This window comes from Bacillus cereus (assembly GCF_002564555.1).
Taxonomy (GTDB): domain Bacteria; phylum Bacillota; class Bacilli; order Bacillales; family Bacillaceae_G; genus Bacillus_A; species Bacillus_A cereus_K.
On record NZ_NUVD01000089.1, the window covers coordinates 24,081 to 42,943 of the forward strand.

Here is an 18,863-nt window from a genome sequence, read left to right on the forward strand (position 1 = left end):
TAAAAGGGATAAGGAGATGAAAGTATTGGACATCGAAAATTTATTAAATATATTAAATCAATTAGATGATACAGATTTGGATATGAGATTGTACTTTACAAAAAAAAGAACTAATGGAAGATATCAATCGTATTCACCAAATATTGCTCCAAATTTACAAATAGAATTAAAAACAATAGTTACGAATGCGTTGGAAGCAGTGCGAGATTCTGAACAAAGAATATTCAATCCTATAGGAACAATAGAAGGATGTATTGAAACGTATCCGGTGAATGCGGTGGACAGTTTTAATGATATCTTACAAAGTATGAATGAGGATTTTGTGAACCGTGAGGAAATACCAAAGAATGAAATCAATAAATTGACTTTCTATTGTTTGGAAATATTTACAAATGATGGGGATATTTTGTTTTTTAGAAGAGTTACAAAATTCAATAAGTTAAAAGGCGGATTTTTTGGGAAATTCACGGCCAATGATTTTGAAAAATTAGATGACACATTACTTGGTATAGATACTAATGTTGATATTGTAATTTATGGTGAAGAGATGTTAATTTTAAATCATATTTCCTTAGAGAGAATATTCTCTATTAAAGATCAATATCAACAAAAGGCCACTCAAACATTGGATTTAGTAAATAGAGCTGATCGGATTACAAATTTTGATCAATTTAGGGAAGATTGTTTATCAGATGGCCGTGTTACTAGAGCGTTAACCAAACTGCTTGATGAAGAAAACAGAATACACGAGGTATTTGAAAACTTTGCTAATGTAATTCAGGTTATAGATATATTCGAATTGAATATTGAGTTAGCTGAAGAAAATACAAAATTAATTTATGAAGACAAATCTCAATTATTGGATATAACTAGACTTATGAGAGATTCTTTTTATGTCACATATATTAATAATAGAGATGGATGTGATGAAGGTATTTAAAAAGGAGGAGCATTGTCGATGATTTCAGTTCTTTTTAGAATAGGATTATATATATCATCGTTTTTTCCTTTATATATTTTACTTATTGTTAATAATTATAAGCACTTCACTAGTTGGAAGAAAATAAAAGATGTTTTTTTATTTAAAGATTTACTTCTTTCTGTTTTTAGTTATTCATTGATTGTATTAATAATTTCTTCTCTTATTTATCTAATTGTAATTATGAAGATAAATCTTAATGAAAAAAATCAATTTGTTGAAGTATGTAAAACGGAAGATAGATTATTAAATTATGTTGTCACGTACCTAGTGCCGTTATTGTCTATAGATCTTACGAAAGCCAATAGTATGTTAGTTAATTTAGGGTTGTTTTTGTTGCTTGGGTTTATATATGTAAAAAATAGTTTGGTCTATTTAAATCCGTTATTTTTATTTTTTAATTATAATGTATTTATTACGAAAGATGATGATGTGATAATCTCGAATTATGATATATACGGTTTGAAAAGTCGAGAAGGAGAAAGATTAAGGACTCGTAAATTAAGTTATAAAATTTATTTGGTAAGGAAATAAGTAGGCGATATATATTAGCATCCATTCGGGTGCTTTTTATTTTGAAATTACAAAGGTGGTGTAAGTAATGGATGCAATGTTAGAAAATGTGAAATTGAAAAAGAAACTCGAATGCTTATCGAATTTACCTAAAGAAAACCAAGAATTAAGAGGAATTGTAAATGCGTTTGAACGTATTGATAAACAGAAATTAGAAAGTGCAATCCCAGTCTTGAATGCGATGGAAGATAACAAAGCACCCCAAAAAAGAAGAGAAGCGATGAATGATGAAAGAATACAAAACTAAACAACAGAAGCGTAAGTTCTATGATAGTGGTGAGTGGAAGAGTATACGAGAGCAAGTAAAGAAGAGAGACAACTATGAATGCCAAGAGTGTAAACGTAACGGTCGAGTACAAACAGATACCCATGAATACAGTGAGAGTGCCAAGCGTAAGAAGATACAGCTCGTTGTCCATCATATAAAAGAACTAGAACATCATCCAGAGCTTGCACTTGATATAGATAACCTTGAAACAGTTTGTGTGAATTGCCACAACAAAGAACACGGAAGAATTTACGAAAAGAAACAGAATAAATGGGAACATGATGAAAAGTGGTGAAAATGATTCAGTAATAACACCCCCCCTTAAAAAAATCATCAAAAAATGCTCTAAGGGGCACCGGAGGAGGGGGTTAACTGTCAGGTTTTTTTCGAAATTACGCACGTAAGGGGGGTGGGTAGATGGCTGTCAGTATTACAAAGTTGAAGGAACAGCTAATGAACAGTATTGATATTAAAGATTTAGTCGAGGTTGAAAAAGTAGAACGATACATTGATCTGGTTAAAGCATTTAGAAAAATAAACAGGACTATCAATAAAGAAGGTGAGTCCGTCACAGTCAAAAATGGATCTCAAGTTTTTGTTAAGGCCCATCCTCTTATAAGTGAAAGAAATAAAATTAACAGTTCTTTAATTGCTTTAGGAAGAGATATAAAGTTTGTTTTTAAACCGAATATTCCTAAGGCTGGTTATAGTAAAAGTGATCTAACATGATAAGGCAAAAGTATGTAGAAGAGTACATTGAACTTTATCGAAGCAGAAAAATAGTGTTCAACAAAGAAAGAGAACTGTTAATTAATTATCTAGAAAAATACGTTTTAAACAGAGACGATTTGTATTTTGATGATGAAATGATTGAGGATTGTATCAACTTTGGTGAGAAGTGGTATTTTCCGTTGCAGCCATTTCAAAAATTCTTAATAGCATTCGTTTTTTTATTTTATAAGAAAAATGGACGCGTATTTTATCGGAAATTTCTATGGATGTTAGGACGCGGTGGCGGTAAAAATGGTCTAATATCTGTAATTATTCACTTTTTAATTAGTGAATTGCACGGCATTCCAGAGTATAACATTTCCGTTGTTGCGAATAGTGAGGAACAAGCGAAAACAAGCCCTGACGAGGTTCATAAATGCGTAAAGAAAAATGAGGTTTTACAGAGAGCTTTTAAAACCACACTAACTCAAACTGTTTCAAAGGCTACTGAAAGTATACTAAAGTTTAGAACTTCAAACGGGGATACGAAAGATGGTTTGCGTGATGGTGCAGTTGTATTCGATGAAATACATCAATATGAAAGTAATAAAGACGTTCGCGTTCATATCAGCGGATTAGGGAAAAAGAAAAACCCTCGTGAATTTTATATTGGTACAGATGGTTATGTACGAGATGGCTTTTTAGATAAACAAAAAGAAAAAGCTATGAAGGTTTTAAATGGTGAAGCTCGCCCTAATGCTGTATTTCCTTTTATCTGTAAGCTTAATGATGAAAAGGAAGTTGATGATATTGATAATTGGGAATTAGCTAATCCTATGTTATCCAAACCGTTAAGTGAGTATGCTGAAGGGCTACTTGAAACGATAAAGGAAGAATATGAAGATTTAGAGGACGATCCAAGTAACCGAGAAGAGTTCATGACAAAGCGTATGAACTTACCTGTTACAAATTTAGAACGTTCTGTTGCAAAATGGTCAGAGATTCTTGCTACCAATCGTCCATTCCCTGATTTATATGCTCAAGAATGCATAGGGGCGTTAGACTTTGCAAGTATTCGGGACTTTGCAGCATGTGGTCTTTTATTTAGACAAAATGGTGAATACATTTTTAAAACACATTCCTTCGTTCGAAAAGAATTTGTTGATATCTATTACGGATATTCTAAAAAAGCGGGTGAGTTTAAAAAGCAGAAATTTGCTCCTATAAAAGATTGGGAAGAGCAAGGTCTACTAACCGTTGTGGATGAACCAACAATCAATCCTCAGCACATTGTTGATTGGTTTGTAGAAATGCGTGAACAATATGGAATTAAAAAGATTATTGCGGATAATTTCCGTATGGAAGCTATAAGACCTTTATTAGTTGCGGAAGGATTTGAAATAGAAGTGATACGAAATCCAAAAGCAATTCATAGTTTATTAGCTCCACGTATTGAAATGGCATTTGCAAATAAACAAATTGTTTTTGAGGATAATCCGTTAATGCGTTGGTATACGCAAAATGTGTTGGTTGTTATCAAAAATGATGGAAATAAAATATATGAAAAGAAAGAGCCTGTTCGTAGAAAAACAGATGGGTTTCAGTGTTTTGTTCATGCTCTTTATCGGGCGGATGAGATACAAGAAGCAACTGACTTTGTTATAGGTAACATTAAATTCTAATAAATGGGGTGATAACCATTGGATGGTTAGGTTCAGTATTTAAAAGAAATAAAGAACTAGAATTTATGGTGGATCTGGACATAATTGCTGATACAGCAAACAGGCTTCATATGAAACGTTTGGCGATTGATACATGTGTATCATTTTTAGGAAGGACAATTAGTCAATCTGAATTTAGAGTAAGAAATGGTAAAGCATTTGAGAAGAAAGAGCTTTATTATCGCTTAAATATTAGACCAAATAAGAATATGACGGCCAGCACCTTCTGGGAAAGATTTATTCGTAAACTCATTTATGATAATGAGTGTTTAGTTGTACAGGCGGATGATGGTGATTTACTTATTGCTGATGGATTTCAACATACCGAATATGCTGTATATGAAGATACTTTTACAGATGTAACAGTAAAAGATTACACGTTTAAGCGAAGTTTTAAACAAAGCGAAGTAATCCACTTAAAGTATCGAAATGATAAACTATCTCCACTCATCGATGGATTATTTGCAGATTACGGGGATTTATTTGGTAGGATATTAAACTCACAGAAACGTAAAAATCAAGTTCGTGGCACGGTTGATATGGATATGATTGGTGCCAAAACAGAAGAACAAATAACGAAGTTACAAGAGTTTATAGACAACATGTATAAGTCAATTGGTTCAAAAGATATAGCTATTGTTCCACAACAAAAGGGTATTAATTATAACGAGATATACAATGGTGTTGCGAATGGGCCAAGTGTGGAAGAAATCAATAAAGTAACAAATGGTTTCTTAAATCAAGTAGCTATGGCAATTGGCATTCCAACAGCTTTGATATATGGGGAAATGGCTGATGTAGAAAAGCAAACGAAAAATTATATGCTTTTTACAGTACGACCATTATTAAAAAAGCTATCTGATGAAGCGAACGTTAAATTCTTTGAAATGAGTGAATATCTTTTGGGACAAAAAATTGAGGTTAAGGCTGTTTCCTATCAAAGTATATTTGACCTTGCGACAAGTATTGATAAACTCATTTCTTCAAGTGCATTTACAGGAAATGAGATTCGATCAGAAGTAGATTATGAAGATTCTGATGATCCGAACTTAAATGTTCATCATATTACGAAAAACTATACAAAATTAGATACATCTGAAGGAGGTGAGAAATGATGGAGCAAGTGAATATGAATAAGCTTCTAAATTTAAAACGAGATATCCGTTTTGAATCCAAAGGTGAAAGTGAGTATAAATTAACTGTTTACGGTTCAATCGGTGGATGGTTTAGTGAAAATAATGCTGAAGCTGTAAGAAGAAAAATTCAAGATGTTAAAGCGGAAAAAATTCACGTTCATATTAATTCGGGCGGAGGTTCCGCATTCGATGGCGTAGCAATTTGTAATCAGTTAAAGCAGCATAATGCAGAAATTATAGTTCATATTGATGGCTGGGCAGCTAGTGCCGCATCTGTAATTGCAATGGCCGGGGATAAAATCATTATGCCTAGTAACACCATGATGATGATTCATCAGGCGAGTACCTTTGAATATGGAAATGCAGATATTTTTGAAAAAACAGCGAAAGATTTACGGAAAATTGATTCAGCTTTAGCAGCATCTTATAAGAAACGTTTTGTTGGAACAGATGAAGAGCTGAAACAACTTTTAAAAGATGAAACTTGGCTAACAGCAGAGGAAGCAGTGGCTCTTGGTTTAGCAGATGAAATTGCAGATGAAATTGAAATTGATGACACACAAGAAGATGAAGAAGATGAAGTTGTAGAGAATTTCAAAGAAGATTTGGTAGCTAAGTATACGAAACAACCAAATAATCAAAATCCAAAAGAGCCTATTCAGGAGCCTGTTAAAGAAAAACAGAATCTGAGTACGCTCTTTTTAAATTTAGGGGGAAAATAAAATATGGTAATTAAATTTAATAACTTTGAAGAGAAGAAATTAGCTTTTGCAAAGGCGACACAGGAAGGTACACCAGAAGAACAAACGGCAGCATTAAATTCTATGATTGAAGCGCTTGCTACAGATGTTCGTTCAGACATTTTAAATCAAGTAAATGAGTCGGTGGTAGATCGTTCTATTATGCAGTATCGTGGCGCTAATGTTTTAACAAGTGAGGAAATGAAGTTCTTTAATGCTGTTGTTGAAGAAGGTGGTTTTAAGTCTACTGAAACTTTACCTAAAACAACACAAGAGAGAATTTTTGATGATTTAGTTCAAGGTCATCCATTGCTAGAACATATCGGTTTAGAGAATTTAGGAGCCGTGACAGAATTTATTTACGGAGATCCAGAGGGTGCAGCTGTATGGGGACCATTATTTGGTGATATTAAAGGACAATTAAATGCTACATTCCGAAAAGAATCTATTACTCAATTGAAATTAACAGCATTTATTCCATTAGCAAACGATATGCTGAAACTTGGTCCAGTATGGGTAGAACGATATGTTCGTACTATGATTTCAGAAGCAATGTCAGTAGGTTTGGAACGTGGTTTTGTAGTAGGTACGGGTAAAGAAGAACCTATTGGTTTATTAAAAGATCCTAGTGGAAATGTAGTGAATGGAGTATATCCAGACAAAAAACCAGCAGGAACTTTAACATTTGAACCAGGTCGTAAAACAATCAATGAATTAAAAGGCGTGGTTAAATTATTGGCTAAAAAGTTAAATCCTGATGGTAAAACAGATGCAGACAGACCTAAAAATATTGCTGGGAAAGTAGTTATGGTAACAAACCCATTTGATACTTTTGATATTCAAGCAAATGCAACAATTCAAAATGCAGCTGGAGTGTATGTGACAAGCTTACCTTTCAATCCAACTCCTACGGAATCAGTATTTGTACCTCAAGGACAAGTGCTATTTTTTGTTAAAGGAGAGTATATTGCAGCAATGGGTGGAACGGAGCCAATTCAAAAGTATAATGAAACACTAGCTTTAGAAGATGCAACACTTTATATTGCTAAACAATATGCTACAGGTAAACCAAAGGATAAATATACTTCACAAGTTTACACATTGAAGCTTGAAGAAGTAACGCCACCAACACAAGGGTGATGTGAATGGATACAGTAATTTCAAATGAAATATTACAGCAATTTAAAGATAGGATGCGATTAGGTGATGATGAAGACGATAACCTGAGACGTATCCTTTTTGCATCCAATAAAGCTTTAATAAAAGACTGTGGATCATATGACATAAATGAGGACGAGACGTTCAAAGAATTAGTTTTTGAACGTTCTCGTTATACTTATAATGATGCACTAGAGTATTTTGCCGAAAACTTTTTAACAGAAATTAATAGCTTCGGCATTCAAAAAGCTTTAGAAGAAATCAAACTGGACGGTGATTAAAATGCGTCCTTTTCAATACAAAAAGCCATTAAATACAGGTGATTTTAGGAATCGAATTATCATTGAACAACCTGAAGTAATAAAAGATGAATTGAATCAGGAAGTTGAAACAGATAATTGGCAAGAAGTTAAAAAAGCATGGGCGATGATAAAAACGGTAAAAGGTTCGGAGTATATTGAAGCTTCAGCTTCACAATCTACTCGAATTTATCGTTTTGTGATTCCTTATACAACAGGAATTACAGAATTAATGCGAATTAATATGAAAGATCGTATCTTTGATATTATCGAACCGCCAATGAATGATGATGAAATGTATCAAACATTGACTATTATCGCAAAGGAGCATGTTTAATATGAATGATTTTGCGAGCGATCTTACTAGGGAGTTGCAAAGGTATGCAAATGTTGTGGAAGAAAAATTAGAGAATGAAATCGATGAAGTAGCAGATATTGCTGTAAATAAATTAAGGAAAGGTGGTCCTAAAAAAACAGGTGCTTATCGAAAAGGTTGGCGTAAGAAAAAAGAGGGGAATGGCGTTGTTCTTCATAATACAAAGGGACAATTAACACATCTTTTAGAAAATGGACATGCAAAAGTAGGTGGAGGTCGAGTACCAGGAGAAGTGCATATTCGTCCAGTTGAAGAGTATGTAATTGATGAATTGCCAAAACGTATCGAAAGGGCGGTTCAACAATGACATTAGGCGAAGTGACAAAAATGCTTGAAGCTACAGGTTATCCTGTGGCTTATTCTCATTTCACGGCTTTACCAAATGATCCAGTTCCAAAGCCACCATATATTTGTTTCCTTGTGGATGGATCAGCAAACTTGATGGCTGATAACAAAGTTTATCACAAGATAAATGATTTAAATATAGAACTTTATACAACTAAAAAAGATTTAGTTGCTGAAGCCAAACTTGAAAAAGTCCTAGACGATCAGGAAATTCCTTATGAATCGTATGGGACTTTTATTGAATCTGAAAATATGTATCAAAAAATATACGAAACGAGGTTGATATAAATGAATAAGGAGAACAAAGTTGTTTTTGGTCTCAAGAAAGTACATTATAGTGTCATTTCTGAAGATGAAACAGGAAAAATCACATACGGTACACCAGCTAAGTTACCTGGTGCAGTTGAAATGAAGTTAGAACCAAAAGGTGAACAAACTGATTTTTATGCAGATGATAGCAACTACTACACTGAATCAAGCAACCAAGGGTATGAAGGTACACTAACTATCGCTAATATTACCGAAGCATTCCGCACTGATGTTTTAGGCGAAGTTTTAGACGAAGTAGACAAAGTTCTTACAGAGGTTTCAAATGCGAAATTCAAGAAAATCGCTCTTATGTTTGAATTTGATGGCGATGTGAAGGCTACACGTCATGTACTTTATAACGTATCCGTATCACGTCCTGGCGCTAACTCTTCCACAAAGAGTGATAAAACTGAACCGAATACAACAGAATTATCATTTGTGGCAGCACAACATCCAGTTAATTATAAAGTTAAGACATCCACAACAGTAGGTACACCAGTGAAAACTTATGATGATTGGTATACGAAAGTTTATGAAAAAGTAGCGGGGGCGTAATTAGATGGAAAAAACGATTGTAATCGATGGTAAAGACGTTCATTTAAAAAGCACCGCTGGTACAGCTATCCGCTATAAAACTCAATTTAGACGTGATATGTTAGCAGATATTCTTGGTTTACATGTACTTTCTTCATTGATTTCATCTAATGGTGAGCAAGAGAATATCGACCTTACTCAAGCGGATTTGAGTAAACTCGATTTTGAAGTTATTTATAATCTAGTTTGGGCGTTTGCTAAAACGGCAAACAAAAGTGTCCCAGATCCACTAACGTGGCTTGATACATTTGGTGAGTTTCCGATTGATGAAATTCTTACTGAGGTTCAAGATTTAATCAAAAGTACAGTTCAATCAAAAAAAAAATAACAGATGAGGCACAAGGGCAAGGAAGTAGCGATGGTGATTTTTCCATTGATACATTTCTTGCTCTTTGTTATTCATGCAAACTTTCCAAAATGGATTTAGATGATATGACGATAGGCGATTGCCTGGATTACATTGACGAATATGTTGAAATACAGAATCCACAGAAAGAAAAACAAAATACAAGAAAAGCTACTCAAGATGACTTTAATGCCTTTTAAGAAAGAGAGGTGAGATTATGGCCGGAGGAAGAATTAAAGGTATTACTATCTCTATTGATGGAGAAACTACTGGTCTTCAAAACGCTTTAAAAGATGTAAACAAACAAAGTGAAGCTGTTGCTAAAGAATTAAAAGATGTTGAGCGTTTATTGAAGTTTGATCCAGGTAATGTTGAAGCACTTGCTCAAAAACAAAAATTACTTACACAACAAATCGAAAATACCACTCAAAAACTAGATAAATTGAAGGCAGCGGAACAACAAGTTCAAGCACAATTTCAAAACGGAAAGATTTCCGAAGAACAGTATCGCGCTTTTAGGCGTGAGATTGAATTTACAGAAGGATCACTTAATGGCTTAAAAAACAAACTTGGAAACATGAAAGCTGAACAAGACAATGTAGCAAAATCAACCAAACAATTAGAAACTTTATTCCATGCTACGGGAAAAAGTGTCGATGATTTTGCAGGAGCATTAGGAAATCGTCTTGTGAATGCAATTAAAAGCGGAACAGCCACGAGTAAACAGCTTGATGATGCTATAAGTAAAATCGGTAAAGAAGCACTTGGAGCTAGTACTGATATAGATAAAATGAAAAAAGCTCTGTCATCTGTGGATGATGGGGCTTCTTTAAAATCTGTAAAACAAGAACTAAGTAATGTCGCGAAAGAAGCGAAAAAAGCAGCAAATGAAGTTGATGATTTAAATATTGAATTGGAAAACATGTTAGGTGCAGCGGCAGCAGGTGCTGGTATAGGTAAAACATTAGAAACAGCACTTGATACTTCTAAATTAAAAACAAAAATCGATATATCTTTTAATGTTCCAGAAGAATCAAAGAAATCTGTGGAAGAAGCTGTTAGAAGTATAGAAGCGTATGGTGTTGATACAGAAGCATCATTGGAGGGTGTACGTAGACAATGGACTTTAAATAAAAGTGCAAGTGATGAAGCGAATACAGCGATTGCCAAAGGTGCGGCTGTTATATCTCAAGCTTATGAGGGCATAGATTACACAGAGTTGATTCAAGAAACATACGAAATAGGTAACGAATTAGGAATATCTCAAGAAAATGCTCTCGGTATGGTTGATGCGTTGTTAAAAATGGGATTTCCCCCAGAGCAACTAGATATCATTGCCGAATACGGAAGCCAGCTAACTCGTGCAGGATTTAAAGCTGAAGAAGTCCAAGCGATTATGGAAGCTGGTGTTGAAACAGGTAGTTGGAATTAGATTATAGTTCCCTTGTATGGTGACATACAATGAAAAACTCCTTTAATTCAGTGGAACTCTCAAACGAGACAATACTGAGCGAAGCCTTTTAATTAAGGAACGTGCAACGACTAGTCGAAAGACGTAGGGTGTAAGCAAATGACACTCGAAATGGGGAGCAACTCAAGTAGTTGAAGATATAGTCTAATCTATGCGGTGACGTATAGCAGTTCATGGTACAGTATATGGTATAGGAGGGGTTATTTTGAACTATATCATATATAAATTAACAAACAAAAGTAATGGTAAATTTTATATAGGTATCACTTCTGAAACATTGAACCACAGATGGAGAGGGCATTGTAGAAAAGCTCGATTTGGTTCAACATCTAATCTTCATCAAGCTATATCAAAGCACAGTGAAGATATATGGGATAAAGAAATTCTATTTTCATTTGAAACTAATGATAAAAAGTACGCTTACTCTGTCGAACAGGAATATATCAACAAATACAATTCTTACGAAGATGGATATAATATGGATATAGGGTTTGGATGGAACATAATAGACCGTAGCGGTCAAAACAATCCCATGTATGGAAAAATATCTGGAAATGCTTCTAAGGTTATTGTAGATGGTTTTATATATAACAGTGTAAGTGAAGCTGGAAAAGTTTTGAATAAAGATAGAAACACTATCGCAAGATGGTGCAAAAGTGATAAATATGAAAACTGTTACTATGTTAATACCTGAGAACGGGCGTGACGTTGCGAATCACGTTGAATATAAATGATTGATAATCTCTTAGATGGACTGAAAGAAGGACGGATTAAATTAGCCGAATTTGCACAAGGCGCAGATAAAGCTTTAAAAGAAGCGCTGGACGGATCAGGTATTGCCGCTGAACAAATAGAAAAATGGGGTGCAGCCGTTTCAAAAGGTGGAAGTGAAGGCTCGCAGGCTATGGTAGAGGTAGCTAAAGCAATTGAAGGGATAGACGACCCGATTAAAAAGAATGAAGTGGGAGTCAAACTTCTAGCAACTATGTACGAAGATCAAGGTCAAAATATTACTAATACATTAATAGGTGCTTCTGAAAAAACTATAGATCTTCAAAAAAACCAAGACAACTTAACTGAATCGGTAAAAAAATGGGATGCATCACCAGCTGTTGAATGGCAAAATGCTATGAATGAATTGAAAATAGCACTGGAACCTGTTCTATTAGTTATTGCTCAAGTTGTGGGTAAAATTGCCGAATGGATTCAGAATAATCCTATGTTGGCAGCAACAATTACTGTAATTGCTACAGCGATTGGAATTGTTATGGCGGCACTTGTTGCATTAACTCCGATACTTTTATTGGTGACGACTCAAGCATTAACCTTTGCAGGAGTTATGGCTGTTTTAACTAGTCCGTTCACATTAATCGCCGTCGCAATAGCCGCGGTTATTGCAGTATTAATCCTATTTGGTGATGAAATCATGCGGGTGTACAACGAGTATTTGAAGCCCACAGTCGACCAAATGATTGCCATAATTAATGAAACCTTACGGCCAGCGTTTGAACAGGGATTTACGATTATGAAAGGAATTGTCCAAGATGCATTTGTAATCATGCAACGCGCTTGGAACGAAATACTATCTCCTGTATTTTCAGTTATTGGAAATGTTATTCAAAGCGTTCTTTTGCCAGCCTTCAGAGTTGTATTTACAGCTATCGGTAGTGTTGTGGGAGATGCATTTAGAGGAATAAAAACTGTGTGGGAAACTGTTTTAAAACCAATTCTGAATGGAATTATTGATTTTATTTCCGGAGTGTTTTCAGGGAATTGGAGCAAAGCATGGAGTGGAATTGTTCAGATTTTCAGCGGAATATTCGAGGGCATAAAATCTGCTGCGAAAGCACCGCTAAATGCTGTTATTTCTATGGTAAATGGTTTGATAAAAGGAATTAACGGTATAGAAATTCCAGATTGGGTTCCAGGCATTGGTGGAGGTAAGGCAAGTATACCTACAATTCCAATGTTAGCAACAGGTGGTAAACCTGTTGGGAATGGATCGTTTATTGCTGGTGAAGCTGGACCTGAGTTATTTACGAAAAGGGGTAATTCAATCACAGTGACACCGTTATCTTCTAGAGAAAAGTCACTAGGTATCACAGGAACTATGGGACAACTAGTTGGTGATATGAGTCGTACAATGGCTAGTTCTATGAATCAATTAGCTGATTTGAAAGGCGTTATGAGCGGTGTTTATAGAAGTATGTCAAATAGTTCACAGGCATTAAAGGGAAATGCAAATAACTCTAGTGTGGAGGGCAATACAGCGAAACAATCAGGTGATATTATTTCATACAACTTTGCCGATATGCTCAGAGGTTCAACGTTTGTGGTTAGAGAAGAATCTGATATTGAAAAAATAGCGGTTGAATTAGGGAAATATATTAAGGCATCAGGGAGAAGGGTGGGACAACTATGAGTTTAACGATAGATGGAAAAAGGATTAGTGAACTAAAACTAGCACTTTTACCAGGATTCCAACATCCAGCAGCTCCACCAATTCGTGACCATGCAGTTTCTATATCCGGTCGTCCTGGTGCATACTACTTTGGCTCTGAAATAGATCCAATGCAATTTAGTTTACCTTTGCTTGTTAAACCACAAGAAAATAGATTCGAGTTATCGGCAGCTATCAGAAAAATGGTAACTGCCTTTATTGATCCTTACGGAAAGCCGAAGGAAGTTAAGCTGATTTATGATTACGATCCTGATAAATATTATCTAGCTAGATATAGTGGCTCAATGCCAATTGAGCGTTATTTAAGTATGGGTAAGTTTGAATTACCTATGATAGCTTATGATCCTCATGCTTATTCAATTTTAGAAAGCACAGATGAGATTAGGTGGGATGACCCCATTCCATGGATGTCAGATATATCTATTAGTGCTGGAGGTAATTCTTATACAATTACGAGTCCACAAAAGATATCTCTAGATAATTATGGATCCTTAGTAGTTAGGCCTGTTATCTCTATTACTGGTAGTGCTGAAAATTTAACGTTCACCTTTAAAGGGGAGCGTTTTTCTTTAGGAACTTTTACGAACACATCATTTTTAATCGATGCCGAACGTTATGCAGCAATTAAAAATGGCCAAAACTTTTTATTTCAATTAAAAGGTGATTTAGAAAAATTAGAGTTAATGCCAGGCGCTAATGCAATACAAATAGGCGGGACTAACTTGAACATAAACATTACATTTAAATACCGTGCTAAATATATATAAGGTGGTGACACAATATGGCTGATGCGCCAAAATTATTAGGGACAGAAAAAATTAAAGAAAGTTATTGGAAAATAAACCAAGCAATAGATAATGCCAATGAAGCATTAAAAAAATCGGGCATGAATTTCGCTAATTTATATTCAAATGGAGATAAAGTTAATATTTCTTATGATTGGGCCACTAAATCAATCACTTTCAACGTAAGAACTGATGTTAGTGTTTTACTTATAAGTAATAGATTTGCAACAAATTTACCACAAGGGATTAAAACTTTAACAACAACACAAAATAGTGTTGCTGTTTTATACAATCGTGTTTCGAAAGAATATTTCTTATTACCATTAGTGGATATTTACACGTACAAACAGGATGTTAATGATTGTTGTTTAGGTTACGTGAACTTCGCTTCGAAATATTCAACAATTTCAGTTGACGGCAACATGAGTACGATTCTACCTAATGTTACTCCAGCTGTTTTATTTTCAACTTCCGAAAAAGTAAACATCGATTATGATTGGAAAGCAAAAACTATCACATTCGATGTAAAACAACTCTTCGGTGTGTTAGTACAAACAAAAAGTTGGAGTGCGAACCTTCCTGTTGGGAAAAAAGTATTAACTGCAACTGAAACTAGTACAACTGTATGGTGGAATCGTGTCACAAAAGAATATTTCACAATGAGTTTTGCAGATGCATATACGTACCTGAAAAGCGATGATGATGCATACTTAGGATTAGTGCATTTTGGCAATAACAACTCTACTATAAATATAGACAATTCTATCGATACAAACATGGCTGAAATACATCCGACTGGACATTACGGTGGTTTAGCATTACCAACGGTTGACTTTGTTAGAAATCAAGTTGTGATCCCGCGTAACCTTTACATTATTAAAGGTGATAAGAATATGAAACATTTAGACGTAACAAAAGAGATTACGTTACCTTTTATCAACAATAGCGGTGTTGTTCCGATATGGCAGTTTCTCTGGTATAACTCATATTTGGACAAGTTCTTTTTGACAGAACAACCATATTATCTAAATATGAAAAACGAGCCGAATGTATACTATCTAGGTTACTTACATAGTACGGCTAACGTCTTCATTATGAATAATAAACATCAAACTCGTAAAGCAAATATGGCAAGCATTATCGGTACAAGTATAAGCACTTATGAAGGATATGTTCCAGAGGGGAATGCTGTAAACGGTAACTATACCGAAGCAAAAAGACCTGCATATAGAATGTGGTGGTACGGTCCTACTCACAATATATTTAACTTACTCGTTAATGAGAGTTGGGGAGGTAGACGAGTAACCAAGACGCGATCTGATGATAATGCAAGTTGGGCAATGTATCGCGTGGCTAGTTTAGATAAAGATGGAATAAAGCCGAATGTTGTTTTTGTTGAGCTTGGTATGAATGACTTATTAAATAATGTTCCGATTGGCGCTTACAATGGAACAATCGATCCTAACGATGATTTAACTTTTGCAAATTGTTATGCTAGGGTCATAGACGGCATCCACAAAGCGTATCCTGACACGCGCATTTATTGTTTAACGATTACGTACGCGAATGGGAAAACATATAAAGATCATAAAAAGTACAACGACGCAATTAGAATGGTAGCCGAACAATATTATGCAACGGTAATTGATATGACCAGTTTGGGCGTAAATGAATACAACGTAGCTAAATATACACATGACTTTGTTCATCCTAATGACCAATTAATGAATTTAATGACAGGTAGAGTGTACAACACTGTTCGTGAAAATACTTTGGAATAGGATAGAGGTGATATATTGAGACACTTAAAACTCTACAACAAACAAATGCAGCTCAAGGCATATCTTGAGAATGCATATAAAATAAAGTACAACCCGCCACTCAATGAACTTTGGACGGCGGGTTTTTCATTGCCGTTTACTGATCCGAAGCGAGAAGAAATTGAAACGTTTGATTATGTTGAGATATTCGATAATGGCAAGCGCATCGGGATGTTTCGTATTATGGATAGTGTGGAAGAACGGGATGCAGAAAAGAAAATTATATCGTATGAATGTGAGCACGTATTATCCACTTTACTGGATAGCGTGCTTTTTGGTTATCATCAAAGAGTAAATTTGACCACACGAGAGAATATTGAGTACCTATTGAGCAAACAGCAGATTAAACATTGGAAAATAGGTCAATGCGACTTTGTTAGATATTTTCATTACGCTTGGGAACACGAATCAACTTTACTAGGTCCACTTTATAGTATCCCACAACCGTTCGATGAGAAATATCAATGGTCATGGGATGATTCGTCTTATCCTTGGACATTAAACCTAGTTCGTTATTCTGAACAAGTTACAGCAGAACTTCGATATAGGAAGAGCATGAAAGGAATCAAACGGACTGTAGATGCTAAAGGTGTAATGACAAGGATTTATCCTCTGGGGTACGGAGAAGGAGTTAACCAACTCACCATAAAAGATGTAAATGGTGGTGTCCCTTATACAGACGCTCCTGGTTTCATCAGAGATTTATACGGTGGATTTGATTATATTTGGGTTGATAGACGGTTTGAAGACCCGCAAGCTTTGTATGACTCAGCAAGAATGATGTTAATGAGAAATTGTGTACCAAAAGTAACGTATGAAATTGATGCGATAGATTACGAACTAATTGATCCATACAAAATAGAAAAGTATGAGACTGGCAAGTTAGTACGATTATATGATGAAGAATTAGGTATAGATGTGGATTTACGAGTCATGAATCGTTCAAAAGATGATGCAGACGGTGACCCTCTTGCAGTTAAGTTGACATTAGAAAATAGGGTTACTAATTTAGGAACTACTCATGCAGATATTGAAAAGAGACAGCGAATCAATGAAGTATACTCGCAAGGTTGTACCACAATGGTTGCATACTGTTATAACGATAATTGCGACCCGGAAAATCCAGCTGTCATTAAGATCTTTATCCCTGATGATTTAAAAAATATAAACACATTGGATTTAACGTTTGAAACTGAAGAGTTCCGTGCTTATTCAAAAGCTACAAAAGGCGGAGGTGCTCAAGTTGCAACTACCGGTGGAGGTGGCGGGACAGTAGCCACGACTGGTGGTGGGGGGGCTACAATATCGACGACCGGAGCAGGCGGAGGAAGTGTAGAAACAAGTAGTTCAGGCGGAGGTGGTTCATATACAAGTGAAGCTGGTGGAGGAACTGTAGCTTCATCAAGTGCTGGTGGTAATCATCGTCATATGATGTTTGGATTCCAAACGAAAATTGGCGATAATCCAGCAGGAATGGAGTATATGAACTATACGGCAGCAGAAAACAATGGTGGCGGGGCAATAGGTGTTGCTATTCCAGCTGGGGCGGAGGAAGACCTTTGGACTTATACAGCATCTGGCGATCACTCTCATACAACAAACATCCCTGCACACAGTCACAAAGTGAATATAGCTCCACACAGCCATACACTGACTCTACAACCGCATACACACTCTATGACATTGCAAGACCACACGCACAGTTTAACTTTACAAGACCATACGCACGCCGTCGTTTTGCCCGACCATATACACGATATTCTATTTGGGATATATCGTTTATCTGATCGACCGAGTGAAGTAACTATTAAAGTTGATGGGAATGTAGTTCCTGTGACTTCCACATCAGCAGAAAATGTGAATTTAGAACCTTACTTATCTAAGAATAATGAAGGGCGAATTGAACGTAACAAATGGCACGTTATCACTATCACTCCAGACAAGCTCGGGCGTGTAAATGCTAACGTTATTTCTCGTTTGTTTATCCAATCAAGAAGCGGAGGGACTTTCTAAGATGAATAAATTAAGAGAATGGTTAATTAAGAAACTAGTTGGTAATAAGCCTGTGGTTATGAACGTTACGATTGTACTTGATGAACCTCTAATGGCATCTGAACCAACTGGGATTTATGAAAAATGCAGTATTAGTTTCACTGAAAAACTACAAAAGGAGATGATTCAACATGCAAACAATTGAAATTCATACACAAGGCGGAATAAAACACACATTACAGATTGAAGGGTATAATGCACAGGTTCTAAACGACCAATTGAATAGTAATGACCTAATCACCGTGCTTATCGGTGATTTTATTATTCAACGAATTGATGTAAAACGTATTTTACCGATTAACTTACCTATTGTGGAAGGAACTACGAAATTAAAAGTTCACACTAATGGCGGAAAAGAAATTGAGATTATTACAAATGATTATGATCCGATTTTCTTAAACGAGCAGTTGAATAATAGCAATACAGTAACAGTTGTAATTGGTGATTATATTTTCTCTCGAATTGATGTAAAACAGGTTGTTCCTGTGAAAGAAGAACCAAAAGAGCCAGAAAAACCACCTGTAACAGAAGCAGAACAACCAATAACTGAGGAACCAGGAGAAACAGAAGAAAGTGAAAAAGCAAACGAACCTGCAGGGCAGCAATAAGCTGGTCTTTTTTTATTGTTAAAAAGGATATAGTTAAGGTCACTCTATGTAATATATTGTCAAGAACAGATAATTCACGCATACTTAACTTGTATGTTTTTTGCAAGATAA

Annotated in this window: 21 protein-coding genes and 2 pseudogenes; all 23 read left to right on the plus strand. The window is 35.3% G+C overall.

The window, feature by feature from the left end; genetic code table 11:
- Positions 1–25: 25 nt before the first annotated feature.
- The 23 genes and pseudogenes from COI75_RS19735 (at position 26) to COI75_RS19850 (ending at position 18,752) form a co-directional block, all read left to right on the plus strand.
- On the plus strand, positions 26–940 hold the full coding sequence (locus COI75_RS19735; RefSeq protein WP_176535602.1) for a Kiwa anti-phage protein KwaB-like domain-containing protein: 915 nt from the start codon (positions 26–28) through the stop codon (positions 938–940).
- An 18-nt stretch (positions 941–958) separates the two neighbouring features.
- Positions 959–1,513: a hypothetical protein gene (locus COI75_RS19740; protein WP_098448564.1), complete on the plus strand. Its 555-nt coding sequence runs from the start codon at positions 959–961 to the stop codon at positions 1,511–1,513.
- Positions 1,514–1,589: 76 nt separating this feature from the next.
- Positions 1,590–1,799 carry a hypothetical protein gene (locus tag COI75_RS19745; protein WP_098448595.1) on the plus strand — a complete coding sequence of 70 codons (210 nt, stop codon included), beginning with the start codon at positions 1,590–1,592 and terminating at the stop codon, positions 1,797–1,799.
- Positions 1,780–2,115, plus strand: a complete 336-nt coding sequence (locus COI75_RS19750; protein ID WP_098448596.1) for an HNH endonuclease — start codon at positions 1,780–1,782, stop codon at positions 2,113–2,115. Before COI75_RS19745 ends, COI75_RS19750 begins: the two co-directional genes overlap by 20 nt.
- A 122-nt stretch (positions 2,116–2,237) precedes the next feature.
- Positions 2,238–2,549 carry a P27 family phage terminase small subunit gene (locus tag COI75_RS19755; RefSeq protein ID WP_098448565.1) on the plus strand — a complete coding sequence of 104 codons (312 nt, stop codon included), beginning with the start codon at positions 2,238–2,240 and terminating at the stop codon, positions 2,547–2,549.
- Complete coding sequence (locus tag COI75_RS19760) at positions 2,546–4,213, plus strand: terminase large subunit domain-containing protein (RefSeq protein ID WP_098448566.1); 1,668 nt, start codon at positions 2,546–2,548, stop codon at positions 4,211–4,213. Before COI75_RS19755 ends, COI75_RS19760 begins: the two co-directional genes overlap by 4 nt.
- A gap of 8 nt (positions 4,214–4,221) precedes the next feature.
- Positions 4,222–5,367 carry a phage portal protein gene (locus tag COI75_RS19765; protein ID WP_098448567.1) on the plus strand — a complete coding sequence of 382 codons (1,146 nt, stop codon included), beginning with the start codon at positions 4,222–4,224 and terminating at the stop codon, positions 5,365–5,367.
- The gene (locus COI75_RS19770) at positions 5,367–6,110 is read left to right on the plus strand and encodes a head maturation protease, ClpP-related (protein ID WP_098448597.1); all 744 of its coding nucleotides are present in this window, start codon (positions 5,367–5,369) and stop codon (positions 6,108–6,110) included. Before COI75_RS19765 ends, COI75_RS19770 begins: the two co-directional genes overlap by 1 nt.
- Positions 6,111–6,113: 3 nt before the next feature.
- Entirely contained in the window at positions 6,114–7,268 is a 1,155-nt protein-coding gene (locus tag COI75_RS19775; RefSeq protein WP_098448568.1) for a phage major capsid protein, read from the plus strand.
- Positions 7,269–7,273: 5 nt separating this feature from the next.
- A complete protein-coding gene (locus COI75_RS19780) occupies positions 7,274–7,567 on the plus strand; it encodes a hypothetical protein (protein ID WP_098448569.1) in 294 nt (97 codons plus the stop codon).
- Between the two features lies 1 nt (position 7,568).
- Positions 7,569–7,922: a phage head closure protein gene (locus COI75_RS19785; protein WP_098448570.1), complete on the plus strand. Its 354-nt coding sequence runs from the start codon at positions 7,569–7,571 to the stop codon at positions 7,920–7,922.
- Position 7,923: 1 nt separating this feature from the next.
- Positions 7,924–8,268 carry an HK97 gp10 family phage protein gene (locus COI75_RS19790; RefSeq protein WP_098448571.1) on the plus strand — a complete coding sequence of 115 codons (345 nt, stop codon included), beginning with the start codon at positions 7,924–7,926 and terminating at the stop codon, positions 8,266–8,268.
- On the plus strand, positions 8,265–8,594 hold the full coding sequence (locus COI75_RS19795) for a hypothetical protein (protein WP_098448572.1): 330 nt from the start codon (positions 8,265–8,267) through the stop codon (positions 8,592–8,594). The genes COI75_RS19790 and COI75_RS19795 overlap by 4 nt, the downstream gene beginning before the upstream one ends.
- Positions 8,595–9,170: a major tail protein gene (locus COI75_RS19800; protein ID WP_098448573.1), complete on the plus strand. Its 576-nt coding sequence runs from the start codon at positions 8,595–8,597 to the stop codon at positions 9,168–9,170.
- Between the two features lie 4 nt (positions 9,171–9,174).
- Positions 9,175–9,537 carry a hypothetical protein gene (locus tag COI75_RS19805; RefSeq protein ID WP_098448574.1) on the plus strand — a complete coding sequence of 121 codons (363 nt, stop codon included), beginning with the start codon at positions 9,175–9,177 and terminating at the stop codon, positions 9,535–9,537.
- A gap of 235 nt (positions 9,538–9,772) precedes the next feature.
- A pseudogene (locus tag COI75_RS19815) lies at positions 9,773–10,984 on the plus strand (hypothetical protein); the annotation flags it as partial.
- A 247-nt stretch (positions 10,985–11,231) separates the two neighbouring features.
- Positions 11,232–11,720 (plus strand): GIY-YIG nuclease family protein, encoded by a 489-nt coding sequence (locus COI75_RS19820; protein WP_098448577.1) that lies wholly within the window; start codon positions 11,232–11,234, stop codon positions 11,718–11,720.
- Positions 11,721–11,759: 39 nt separating this feature from the next.
- A pseudogene (locus COI75_RS19825) lies at positions 11,760–13,448 on the plus strand (replication protein); the annotation flags it as partial.
- Positions 13,445–14,254, plus strand: coding sequence for a distal tail protein Dit (locus COI75_RS19830; protein WP_098448579.1), 810 nt, complete (start codon positions 13,445–13,447; stop codon positions 14,252–14,254). The pseudogene COI75_RS19825 and the gene COI75_RS19830, both read left to right, overlap by 4 nt.
- A 14-nt stretch (positions 14,255–14,268) precedes the next feature.
- Positions 14,269–16,053 (plus strand): SGNH/GDSL hydrolase family protein, encoded by a 1,785-nt coding sequence (locus COI75_RS19835; RefSeq protein ID WP_098448580.1) that lies wholly within the window; start codon positions 14,269–14,271, stop codon positions 16,051–16,053.
- A gap of 15 nt (positions 16,054–16,068) precedes the next feature.
- A complete protein-coding gene (locus COI75_RS19840; RefSeq protein WP_098448581.1) occupies positions 16,069–18,105 on the plus strand; it encodes a phage tail spike protein in 2,037 nt (678 codons plus the stop codon).
- A 1-nt stretch (position 18,106) separates the two neighbouring features.
- Entirely contained in the window at positions 18,107–18,289 is a 183-nt protein-coding gene (locus COI75_RS19845; RefSeq protein WP_098448582.1) for a hypothetical protein, read from the plus strand.
- Positions 18,276–18,752, plus strand: a complete 477-nt coding sequence (locus COI75_RS19850; RefSeq protein WP_098448583.1) for a hypothetical protein — start codon at positions 18,276–18,278, stop codon at positions 18,750–18,752. Before COI75_RS19845 ends, COI75_RS19850 begins: the two co-directional genes overlap by 14 nt.
- Positions 18,753–18,863 lie beyond the last annotated feature (111 nt).